Source organism: Chamaesiphon sp. OTE_20_metabat_361 (assembly GCF_031364565.1).
The window spans coordinates 1-10,811 of the sequence record NZ_JANLWO010000087.1 but is presented as its reverse complement, the minus strand read 5'-3'; the positions used below and the strand labels follow the sequence as shown (position 1 = coordinate 10,811).

Below are 10,811 nucleotides of genomic sequence, written 5' to 3'. Positions count from 1 at the left end.
ACCTCAGCGCGATTTGGGTCGCTCCCAAGTTTGGGAGCGATTCGCGCACGCCTCTGTTCCCCGACGGTTTAGCGGCGTTTTTATGTCTAGGGTTCCCCCCGAATAAAAAAACGACAAGACAGCGAATCAGCGACGCGCTCAACACGGAGGTTCCCACCACGTCGAGCGCGTCAAGACAAGACAGAGGGGAGCCAGAGCCGGAGGCGATGGCGGGGTGAGGGCTGGGGTGGGGTAACACAGATCTGTAGGTTGGGTTGAGCCTCGAAACCCAACACACCTATAGATTACCTCCGGTAGGCTTCGCCAACGATTGTGTGGATGCCCTAGTTTCATTCTTCAACCCAACCTACTCCCCTAACTTTTGTTAGAAGCGAAATCCCTAGAAATCCCCCTTAAAAAGGGGGACTTTAAAGCCCCCTGCTTGGTGCGCTACACTGTTGGGGAACCCGAACAGTACAAAGCAAAACGCTTTTTAAGGGGGTTGGGGGATTTAGATCTCGAAACGGAGCAACAACCTACTAAGTAGGTAGGCGCAATAATTTATAAAATAGATGATACCTGAAACCTAGTTGGTGGGCAGTGCCCACCCTACTGGGACGACTAAAAAAGGGGGACTTTTAAAGCCCCCTGGGAAAGGGGGTTGGGGGATTTAGATCTCGAAACGAAGCAACAACCTACTAAGTAGGTAGGCGCAATAATTTATACAATAGATGATACCTGAAACCTAGTTGGTGGGCAGTGCCCACCCTACGGGATATCTCCCCTAAAGCCTAAAACCTGATCCCTAAACCTGCTGTGGATGATGGTTGCGAAGGAGCTTAACAACATCGGCTACCAACATCGCTGGCTCGATCGGTTTGGAAAGTAGGATTTGAAATCCATAAAATAGCGAAATATCGCGATCTTTCTTGGTATTATAAGCAGTCAGTGCCGCCGCCAAAATCTTCCCGCCCGATTCCGCCGCCAAAGCCCGGACTTGACGGATTAACGACCAGCCATCAGTGTCTGGCATCGCCAGATCGGACAGGAGCAGATCGTAGTGAGGATTTGCCTGTAGTGCCAGCAGTGCTGCGTCAGCACCGCCAACTGCTGTCACTGTTGCCCCAGCTCGTTCGAGGATAATGGTAATCAGTGCGAGGATACTTTCATCGTCTTCGACAGCGAGAATGTTCTTGCCCTGCAAAGGCTGAGCTGCGATCGCAGCCAACTTCGTGGCTGGTGTATTTGTTAACTTCGATTCTGTCATCATAGGTAAGGATGGTAAGTTTTGCGAGTTTCTGCTCCGCCGGAGCGACTGTACCAACAAGTAATCGGGTGAGATCGGAAAAGTGAAATTTGGATCGCTGGTTTAGCGTTTGGTGCAGAGGATCGTACTCGAAATTTGGCTGCAAAATTTCGATCTCTCTTAAGCTAGTTTTTAACGCTATCTAAATTTACCACTATTGACTGAGATAAAACCGAGCCGCGATCGCTGTTTTTGCCACGGCGCTATTGTCGTCGGGTGTGACAATCTGTGAAAATGTAGACATGTGGCTCGATCTCGGCATCACTGGCGAATGCGAAGCGCTGCCTCGATCGGGTCGATGCCGATCGAGGATGCAGCGTCTTAAATGGTGCCAGTTATTGGGGTAATATTTGTGACAGTGGCTGCCTTAGCCGATCTACAAGGCAATCGACATTTAGAGTACGTCCAGCGATCGGCTCTTTGAAAATATACATTTAGGTAGATGAATGTATTGTGTTAATGCTTTATACTTGCCTCGATCTGTGCTTGCGAATATTGAAACTGTAAATTGTAAATATTGCATAACAGCTCGTTACTCGTATCGAAAACTACAAAATTCACATCACAATCTATTTATATTTCCAAGTATAGAAACGATGAATCCTAAAATTAAACCTTAAAATTTAATTTTCAGTCGCACCATCAAGCGTAGATCGATCGAAATACTCAATCTTTTCACTAATCGCTAGCGTCGAGCAAACATAGGATCGCACACCATCCGTCTTGAAAAAATCTCCTAAAAATGCTCAAATATCAAGCACTCAAAGTCACTGTTGAAATTAGTACCTCCGTCCTTTATCCTTGGGAGATTGGCGACTATTTTAAATACAATGGTCAAAAATATCGCATCGAAAAAATCATTCGCGAAACAAAACAGGCGCGGATCGATGGCACGATCGGGGAAATATCCGCAGATACTCCGATCGATGACCAAATCATCACTAGCCTGGTAGTTGGCACTTTAGTTAGGTAACTGACTCATCAATGGCGCAACCGGAATCTAGTTTGCGCAGATCTCCTGCTATTTTGGGGAAATAGCGTACTTAAACATCAATCGCTCGTGCCATCAAAACCCCTTTCCCCTTTCCCATCTTGAGAGCGGATGTGGGAAAACTCTCACCCACCCCAAGATCGAGTCCGATTACTGGCGATCTGTGCGGACTAGACCTCTATAATGGTTTTAGCTTTATAGATCGACTCAAACAATCGCAAATGACAATTTTCTGGGGCAACCTCATCAAACCGAGGTGGATGGACGCATGAGTGGTGACTTTGAGGAGATTTATGATGCGATCGTCGTCGGATCGGGTGCTAATGGCGGCGTAGCGGCGAAAGAACTGGGCGAACGGGGGTTGAAGGTACTCGTCCTCGAAGCAGGGCGGACGATCGATCCTGATGCCGATCTGGGGCATCCGGTGCGGGATATGACGAAGCGACTTTACAACTTGGCGTCCCGGCGGCAGTCATATCAGTCGATGCACCCTGGGTACTGGAAAGCAAACCCCGATCTATTTATTGACGAGCAAGATAACCCATACACGACACCACCCGATCGACCCTTCTCATGGATTCGCGGTCGGCAAGTGGGCGGTAAAAGTCTCACCTGGGGCGGGATTACCCTCCGGCTGTCGGATTATGAGTTTAAAGCAGCCAGTCGGGACGGTCACGAGCAGGATTGGCCGATCGCTTATGCCGATTTGGTGCCCTATTATAGTAAGCTAGAGCGATTTTTTCAGGTGCGCGGCGATCTCGATGGGCTAGCACAACTGCCCGATGGCGACTATCAACCGACGATTCCCCTCACTCCCGGCGAATTACACCTCAAGCAAGTCGTAGAAACCCGCTGGCCCGATCGTCAATTAATTGCGTCGCGCGGATTTGGACTGCCCAAACCCACCGCCGCCCAGCCGTGGCCGCCGTCTTCCAGTCAGGGTTCCTCACTCCAAGCGGCGCTTGAAACGGGTAATGTCACGCTCCAAGCGGATGCAGTCGTCAGTCACGTTATTTTCGACCCTACCACCCGCCAAGCTACAGGGGTAGCATATATCGATCGCCTCACCAAGCAACAGCACCAAGTATCCGGGCGGACAGTAGTCTTATGCGCCTCAACAATCGAGTCAGTGCGAATTCTCCTCCACTCCACCGCCAAATATCAGCCCCACGGGTGGGTGGATAAATCGGGCTTGCTCGGGCGCTTTTTGATGGATCACGTTTCGACTGCAACCTTCTTCTTTATCCCCGGCTTGCCACCACCCGCCACACCCTTCCCGCTCTCCGGCTGCGATAGCTTTTTCATTCCCTGCTTTGTCAATTTGAAGTCCCAAGCTGAGGATTTTTTGCGCGGCTATGGGATTTGGGGCGGGGTACAACGCTTCGATTTACCAGGCATCGTGCGGAAAGTGGGGGCGGGTTCGATCGGATTTGCGATCGCCCATGGGGAAGTCTTACCCCGCTATGACAATCGGGTGCAGCTAGACGCCGCTGTCGTCGATGCCTGGGGGATTCCAGTACCGCACATCGAGTGCGCCTGGTCGGACAATGAGCAGCGGATGCTCGCCCACATGCACGCCCAGATCGACGAAACGATCGCCCTAGCTGGCGGTAAACCGATGAAGTTAACCGAGATGTTTCGGATGCCCCTAGTGGGCAATTTCGTCCGCAAGATGGAGGAAACCATGTCATTTTCGGCACCGCCCGGTTATTACATCCACGAAGTCGGTGGGGCGCGAATGGGTACAACTCCGACTAATTCCGTCGTAAACGATCGCAATCAATGTTGGGATGCGCCGAATCTATTTGTCACCGATGGAGCCTGCTGGCCGTCGTCGGGCTGGCAAAGTCCGACTCTGACCGAAATGGCGATTACCGCACGGGCTTGTGAATTTATCGCCACCAAGCTGGAGCAAGGCGGTTTTTAGGTAAAGTATCGAGTCTTTGCCCGCTAAGTTTTAAACGCCGATCGATCGGTCAAAATGCTGACAGGAAAGCTGTTAGCTCTGGGCAAATTAAGAACATCAAAATGCGCCCCAGAGTAGACGAGAACTGTAACCATGAACCGACTTGTTAATTCCTTCCTGCTGAAATCTTCAGTTGTTCTAGCAATGGCGATCGCGATCCTGCCAGCGATCGCCACAGATCGATCCAGCGCAGAACCAGCATCGCGTAATGCCACAACAGCGGCCAAATCCACACCCACAAGCAGCAACAACACCTCAACTGTAAATCCTAGTGCTACCCAGGTAGCAACCAAAAGCTTGCCGCCAATTGCCGATATCAATCTCGTGCTTCAGCTCAAAGAACGGAAAGTATATGTTTATAGAGGTAGCCAGATCGTTGCTGCTTATCCAGTTGCGATCGGTAAAAAAGGCAGCGAAACACCGACAGGCGAATGGCAAGTTATGGAAACGATCGTCAATCCTGGTTGGACGAATTTTAATACGGGGAAAATGATGCCGCCTGGTAGAAATAATCCGCTCGGATCGCGCTGGATTGGTTTCTGGACTGATGGCAAAGATACGATCGGTTTTCATGGCACCAACAAACCCGACTCGATCGGTAAAGCTGTATCCAGTGGCTGCGTGCGGATGCACGACAGAGATGTGCAAGCACTCTACCCGCTGATTAAAGTCGGTACGATCGTCAGAGTTGTCAAGTAATAACGTAAGTCGATCGCATTAATACATCGTGTAGGGTGGGCACTGCCCACCAGCTAGGATCTCGACGATTTCTATCTAATAAATATTTGAACCTAAGTAGGTGGGTGCAATTATTTATAAAATAGATTAAGCCTGAAACCTAGATGGTGGGCAGTGCCCACCCTACGCAATATCTATCTGAATTTTATAGTACAGCTTCGGCGGACTTCGCATCATCAGCCGCGACTTTAGTCGCAGGTAAAAGTAGATAGCAACTTGGATTAAACGATCGAAGATTTACGCGCATGTTCGGTATAAGCTGCTGTAGCAAGTAATGACACGATCGTCAGTGGAAATGTCAAACTCCACCAGGATTCTGATACCAATACAAAAAAGGCGGCGGCTAGTCCACCCAAAGCAAAGCCCGCAATTACCGGAACGAACCGCCCCATGCGTTCCCAGGCTTCAGCCGCTTCTTGCTGACTAGCCTCGCTTGCTGGAGCTAATTTTGCACTTACAAACTGCACCAAATCGATCGTCAGTTGGGTAGTATTTCCCGTCATTACAGTTGTCGGAATATAGCTTTTAAAAACACCTTTAGCCTCCTTCATCAGCGCGTTCTGAATTGCCATCGCGACTACTCCAGAAATCCCGATCGGCAGGATATATTCTTCCTGAACATCTAATAGTAACGCTGGGGAAAGTTGGGTACCAATTACTAAGAAAATACCTAACGCGATCGCTTCAGCCGTCAGTAATACGGCAAATACCGACCACTTTTTACTCCGTGCATATCGGGCTAGTAATGAAGTGAGGGCAACTGTGATAATAAAAGTGGGTAACATCAGCAACCGCGTCATCGTGGTTTCGGCATCTTCGCTGACAAAAGACGAACCCGCTAGGGCAATATTCCCCGTGACATGAGCGGTGAAAATTCCAAATAAAATGATAAATGCCGATGTATCTACAAATCCGGCTACCCAACTGAGCAAGAATCCCGCAGGTACATCTGCGATTAGAAAGGCACTCAAATTCGGAATAGCGTTATTACGTGGGGCGACTGTCATGGTGCGTTCTCCCGATCGACTAATTTATGCAGTAGTTTAAGCGATCGATCTCAATTGGTTTCGTCTCTGGAGATACATAACTAGAAGGTAATCTCGTATACAGTATACAATTAACAAATGCGAGACTATAGACCATAAATAGCTGGCAGTGATACTTCTAGAGATCCTTCGGGCAGCAGAAGGATCGAGATAATTAACGTTCGGGATGGGATAAGAGGATCGTAATATGACACGAAGAGATGAAATTAGTACTTTCAACGAACACGAACTACCTGAAGCTCAGAGTTATCCGAGCCTAGCGACACAGGGTTCGGAACTCATCTACGGGCTGCACGACAAACCACCTGTAGTCGAGTCGATTTTTGTAGCGGTACAGCATGTTTTAGCAGCATTTGTCGGGATTGTCACACCGCCGCTAATTATCTGTACTAGCTTGGGCATCGATGCCGCAAATACCAGTTTTCTGATTAGCATGTCGCTATTTGCCTCTGGCATTTGTACCTTTATTCAATGTAAGACTTTTGGGCCGTTAGGATCGGGTTTACTCAGCTTGCAGGGCACTAGTTTTGCATTTCTCGGTGCGATTTTGGGCGTGGGCAACACCGCGATTCAGGCTGGGAGAACGCCCATTCAAGCACTATCATTAATTTTCGGCGTGTGCTTTTTTGGTGCATTTGCCAATGTGATGCTCAGTCGCTTTTTGCATCTATTGAGCAAAGTCGTCACCCCCATTGTGTCGGGAAGTTTGGTGATGCTGATTGGGCTGAGTTTGCTCAAAACGGGGATTACCAGTATGGGAGGCGGTACGGCGGCATTAAAGAACGGTACGTTTGCCAATGCTCAAAACCTCGCTTTGGGTTTTGGCGTATTTGCGATCGTGATTGTCTTGACGCTGGCTAAAAATCAATATATTCGGATGGGCGCGATCGCGATCGGGCTAGTGGTGGGCTATATCATCTCTGCATTCATGGGCATGGTTGACTTTAGTATTTTCACCAAACTGCCACTCGTCAGCGTGCCGATCCCCTTCCGCTACGGGATGAGTTTTGAGTTCGGCGCGCTGATTCCGTTTCTAATTCTCTACCCACTCACCGCCATTGAATCTGTGGGCGATTTGACTGCTACCTCAATGGTGTCCAAAGAACCGATCTCCGGCTCTGTTTACGTCCGCAGAATCAAGGCTGGAGTGCTAGCAGACGGCTTTAACTCATCTTTGGCGGCATTGCTTAATACCTTCCCAATCACCACCTTCAGCCAAAATACAGGCGTGATCCAGATGACGGGTGTGGGCAGTCGCTACGTCGGATTCTTTGTTTCTGGCATTTTAGTATTACTAGGACTATTGCCGATCGTCAGTGGTGCGTTCCAATCCATTCCCCAACCAGTTTTAGGCGGCGCAACTACGGTGATGTTTGGTTCGATTGCCGTGGCTGGAGTCAAGATTATTGCATCTGAAGAGTTAGATCGTCGATCGACAATTATTATTGCAGTTTCTTTAGCACTGGGATTGGGCGTGGTGTTCGTACCAGAGTTATTTAATAATCAGCCTGCGCTCATCAAAAATATGTTTGCTTCGGCAACTTCCACAGGCGGCTTAACTGCTATTTTGCTCAGTTGGTTATTACCTCAACCGTCAACATCTACCGATCCGGCAGTATCGACAGATGGAGAGATTGCCTGACTTACATCTTGCGCCAAAACAGAGTTAATAGTGTTTGAGTGGATAGTGGATAGTGGATAGTGAATAGTGAATAAGTTTTAAAGCTACTTCATCATTTTTTGTATACTCGTGCAAGATGTAAGTTGATAATATTGTCGGTCGTCACCATTTGTTTTAGATTAAAAATTGGAGATTTAAAATTTTATGTTTGCACAAATCATTCGTCAATTAAGTGTATCGATCGCCATCTCGATCGCGATCTTTGGCATGTTGGCAACTATCCAAACTGTTGATGCTCAAGCTGCCAATTTGACTGGCTCTAGACAAAACAACCTCATATTAGCAGATGTCGGCACCACCACTGAAGCCAAACCCTCGCTGGTAGAGCAAGCTAAAACATTAACCGAGACGACAGAAGAAGAGGCAGAAGCGACTGCTAAAGCTGAGAAGAAAGCGGCTAAAGCTGAAGCCAAGAAAGCTAAGAAGTTAGCTAAGGCTGAGGCGAAAAAGGCAAAAAAATTAGCTAAAGCTGAAGCAAAAAAAGCTAAAGAGCTAGCTAAGGCTGAAGCTAAGAAAGCCAAAGAATTAGCTAAGACTGAGGCAAAAGCAACTGAAATGGCTGGCAAGTCGGATCTTAAAAGTGAGTCTGAATCATAGTAAATTATTGAATCTTGTAGATCGCCTATACCAGATCGTTGAGATGAATCGATCGATGGTTCTCGATCTATAAGCCTTATAAATTAGCAGTCCGATCTTAGATGAGGAATACATAACTATGAGACAATTTTTGCTCTCTATTTTATTTAGTTTAATTATGTTCTCTGCTGTGAATAATTGGGCGCAAGCTGCCACAGCTACCGCACCAGTAGTTGAGAAAGGCGTAGACGCGATCGAGCAATTGAAAACGACAATTTTGCCCCAGATTCAAAATATCCTGACACCAGAGCAACAAAAACAGCTCGAAACTACGGTCATTAGCGACAAAGGCAGCATTCGTAAGGCATTTAAATCGTTAATGCTGACACCGGAGCAAAAAACCAAACTGGCGGCAGTGTTTAAGTCGTTACCTAAAAAGGAGATTTTTACTTCGATGACTCCCGCTCAAAAGCGACAGTTTTTTATGACTAAGAAGGAGATATTTTTGCCAGCCTCAGAAGAAATGGCCACATCTAAGTTGAAGCCAGATAAATAGCGATCGGTTGGACTATATTGTCATAACGCTTAATGCAGTTATGACAATATAGTCTAATCGATTTTAAGCGACCTAGAAGACAAATGTAGTTCTGATTACACCGACGAAAGCATCGCGATTGTCGCTATTATGATTGGGTGCAGTCAGCCAAATAATTCCTGGCGTGATGGAAATATCTTTAGTGAGCGCGTAACGGTAAAATCCCTCAATGTGCAGTCCCGTATCGCGATCGCTTCTAGCATTGAGTCCGCTCAATAGAGCTGTCGTACCTGTAAGTTTGGGTTGCATTCCGATAATCAATCCGCCCAAGTTGCCTTTTTGACCCAAATCTGGAAAGGCTAGCGTCAAGGCATACGTCCAGATATCGCCATCGCCGCGCACGGCTCCGGTAACTGCGCGCGCGTTGGTATAGCCGACCCAGCCACCCGCTTGCAAGCCTGGAGAGAGCTTGAAATTGGCCTCTAAGCCGTAAGAATTAGAAGAAATGGCTCGACCTGACAAATTGGACAAGACACTCCCCGTGCCGCTATTGAGTCCATTATCGCTATAAGCATTGACATAAGTAAGCGCGACTGTCCCAAATTTGGGCGTAAAGACAACTTGACCGAGTGCGGCATAGTTGCCCCCAAAGAAACCCGCTCCCTGGGCGGGATTATTGGCTTGGCTGGCTAAATAACCGACTTCTAGCTTCAAGTCTGGACTCAATCTGATATTTGCCGCGCCACCCGTATCGAAACCTAAGCGGTAGATGGGATTGTAGCGTCCAAAGCGCGACAGACTCGCCTGTGAATCGCTGGCTAACGGGTTGACGATATTATCCAGGACATCGATAAATCCAATATTAAAGCCAGTAGCCGCCGTCAATTTGACGCTGTTACTGACGGGAAAATCGTATTTGAGTAGACCGAGAAAAGCTGCATTAGTCGTATCGCCACCGGATTGAAAACTCAGCCGAGTTTCATTGCTCGGAGATGTGTTAGTTACCGGACGCGGATCGATAACATTACTAGCCTGAATGCGGGTAGTGAGCAAATCTTTACCTGTGAAGCTGGTATTAAAATTTATCCTCACTCGATCGGATAATGTAGCATTATAGTTATCACTTTGACCGTTGCTACTCGCACCGCCGAAGGCATCGGTGAAGGCAAAAATTATCTGTCCGCTCAGTTTGGTAGTTGTCGAAAATTGCTTTTTTTCGAGCGTATTCACCTGCGCTTCGACTCGATCGACTCGTTGGCGTAAGGCGGTTAACTCTGTGGCAAATTCGGCTTGCAACCTGCGGATTGTCTCCAAATCTGCCTGAGTAGCGGCATCTGTTGGTGCTGATGCGATTGCGGTTTTGACGCGATCGAGACAATCATTCAATCCGGTGGCAAATTCAGCACGAGTCAGATCGCGATCGGGATATTCAGGATTACAATTATACCTCTGAGCTAAAGACTCCCAATCTTCAAACACTCGATCGGTCTGTTGGATATTCGCAGGTTTTGATAGATTTACCTTTGAAGGTACGGATAAATGTCGATTTGCCAGAGCCAGATGGCCCCATTAAAACTACGACTTCGCCTTTATTGACTGTCAAGCTCACGCCTTTGAGGACGTGAAATCCATTGTCGTAGGTTTTCTCGACATCCTTGGCGACGATTATCGGCTGTAGTTCTTTAGTGCTAACGTTTGTGTGGGTCATTTCCGATTGATAATAAGACATGGGTGTTGTTCTCCTTAAATTGCAAGTTGGGTTCAGATTTTTTACTAGATGGGTTGCGTGGATCTACCCACCCCGCCCGTTGGGCACCCCTCCGAGGAGGGGATTTTTGACAATAGCTTTTGGTTGATGTAATCGGGATGAATGGTGAGCCGAAGGCTCACTAGATGCCTCGCATTGAGAAGATATCGGGGCAAATTAACTAAAACTGAAGTCCAGTAAACCCTCTTAGCCGCAAGGCTAGAGCATAAAATCCCCTCCTCGGAG

At 47.8% G+C, this 10,811-nt stretch carries 10 protein-coding genes and 1 pseudogene; 7 read left to right on the top strand and 4 right to left on the bottom strand.

Annotated elements, in window-relative coordinates:
* Positions 1–218 (top strand): hypothetical protein (locus RMO35_RS02375; RefSeq protein ID WP_309738308.1); only part of this gene is annotated, 218 nt, incomplete at its 5' end.
* 566 nt (positions 219–784) lie between these two features.
* Here the strand turns inward: RMO35_RS02375 and RMO35_RS02370 are convergent.
* Positions 785–1,249 carry a response regulator gene (locus tag RMO35_RS02370; protein ID WP_309738307.1) on the bottom strand — a complete coding sequence of 155 codons (465 nt, stop codon included), beginning with the start codon at positions 1,247–1,249 and terminating at the stop codon, positions 785–787.
* Positions 1,250–2,027: 778 nt separating this feature from the next.
* Between RMO35_RS02370 and RMO35_RS02365 the strand changes: the two genes are divergently transcribed.
* From RMO35_RS02365 to RMO35_RS02355, 3 genes are all read left to right on the top strand, one after another.
* Positions 2,028–2,258: a hypothetical protein gene (locus tag RMO35_RS02365; RefSeq protein ID WP_309738305.1), complete on the top strand. Its 231-nt coding sequence runs from the start codon at positions 2,028–2,030 to the stop codon at positions 2,256–2,258.
* Between the two features lie 286 nt (positions 2,259–2,544).
* Positions 2,545–4,203 carry a GMC oxidoreductase gene (locus tag RMO35_RS02360; protein ID WP_396135590.1) on the top strand — a complete coding sequence of 553 codons (1,659 nt, stop codon included), beginning with the start codon at positions 2,545–2,547 and terminating at the stop codon, positions 4,201–4,203.
* A gap of 132 nt (positions 4,204–4,335) precedes the next feature.
* Complete coding sequence (locus RMO35_RS02355) at positions 4,336–4,941, top strand: L,D-transpeptidase family protein (protein ID WP_309738302.1); 606 nt, start codon at positions 4,336–4,338, stop codon at positions 4,939–4,941.
* Positions 4,942–5,201: 260 nt separating this feature from the next.
* On the opposite strand, the gene RMO35_RS02350 is transcribed toward RMO35_RS02355, so the two are convergent.
* Positions 5,202–5,987, bottom strand: a complete 786-nt coding sequence (locus tag RMO35_RS02350; protein WP_309738301.1) for a YoaK family protein — start codon at positions 5,985–5,987, stop codon at positions 5,202–5,204.
* Between the two features lie 226 nt (positions 5,988–6,213).
* Between RMO35_RS02350 and RMO35_RS02345 the strand changes: the two genes are divergently transcribed.
* The 3 genes from RMO35_RS02345 (at position 6,214) to RMO35_RS02335 (ending at position 8,839) form a co-directional block, all read left to right on the top strand.
* Complete coding sequence (locus RMO35_RS02345; protein WP_309738299.1) at positions 6,214–7,668, top strand: nucleobase:cation symporter-2 family protein; 1,455 nt, start codon at positions 6,214–6,216, stop codon at positions 7,666–7,668.
* Between the two features lie 183 nt (positions 7,669–7,851).
* The gene (locus tag RMO35_RS02340) at positions 7,852–8,304 is read left to right on the top strand and encodes a hypothetical protein (RefSeq protein ID WP_309738298.1); all 453 of its coding nucleotides are present in this window, start codon (positions 7,852–7,854) and stop codon (positions 8,302–8,304) included.
* A 157-nt stretch (positions 8,305–8,461) separates the two neighbouring features.
* Positions 8,462–8,839 carry a hypothetical protein gene (locus tag RMO35_RS02335; protein ID WP_309738296.1) on the top strand — a complete coding sequence of 126 codons (378 nt, stop codon included), beginning with the start codon at positions 8,462–8,464 and terminating at the stop codon, positions 8,837–8,839.
* 72 nt (positions 8,840–8,911) lie between these two features.
* On the opposite strand, the gene RMO35_RS02330 is transcribed toward RMO35_RS02335, so the two are convergent.
* Complete coding sequence (locus RMO35_RS02330; protein WP_309738294.1) at positions 8,912–10,297, bottom strand: iron uptake porin; 1,386 nt, start codon at positions 10,295–10,297, stop codon at positions 8,912–8,914.
* Between the two features lie 40 nt (positions 10,298–10,337).
* Positions 10,338–10,526, bottom strand: a pseudogene (locus RMO35_RS02325) (ATP-binding cassette domain-containing protein); the annotation flags it as partial.
* Between the last annotated feature and the right edge of the window lie 285 nt (positions 10,527–10,811).

Coding starts and splice junctions, on each gene's coding strand:
- RMO35_RS02370 (WP_309738307.1), bottom strand. CDS start 1,249: ATGATGACAGAATCGAAGTTAACAAATACACCAGCCACGAAGTTGGCT.
- RMO35_RS02365 (WP_309738305.1), top strand. CDS start 2,028: ATGCTCAAATATCAAGCACTCAAAGTCACTGTTGAAATTAGTACCTCC.
- RMO35_RS02360 (WP_396135590.1), top strand. CDS start 2,545: ATGAGTGGTGACTTTGAGGAGATTTATGATGCGATCGTCGTCGGATCG.
- RMO35_RS02355 (WP_309738302.1), top strand. CDS start 4,336: ATGAACCGACTTGTTAATTCCTTCCTGCTGAAATCTTCAGTTGTTCTA.
- RMO35_RS02350 (WP_309738301.1), bottom strand. CDS start 5,987: ATGACAGTCGCCCCACGTAATAACGCTATTCCGAATTTGAGTGCCTTT.
- RMO35_RS02345 (WP_309738299.1), top strand. CDS start 6,214: ATGACACGAAGAGATGAAATTAGTACTTTCAACGAACACGAACTACCT.
- RMO35_RS02340 (WP_309738298.1), top strand. CDS start 7,852: ATGTTTGCACAAATCATTCGTCAATTAAGTGTATCGATCGCCATCTCG.
- RMO35_RS02335 (WP_309738296.1), top strand. CDS start 8,462: ATGTTCTCTGCTGTGAATAATTGGGCGCAAGCTGCCACAGCTACCGCA.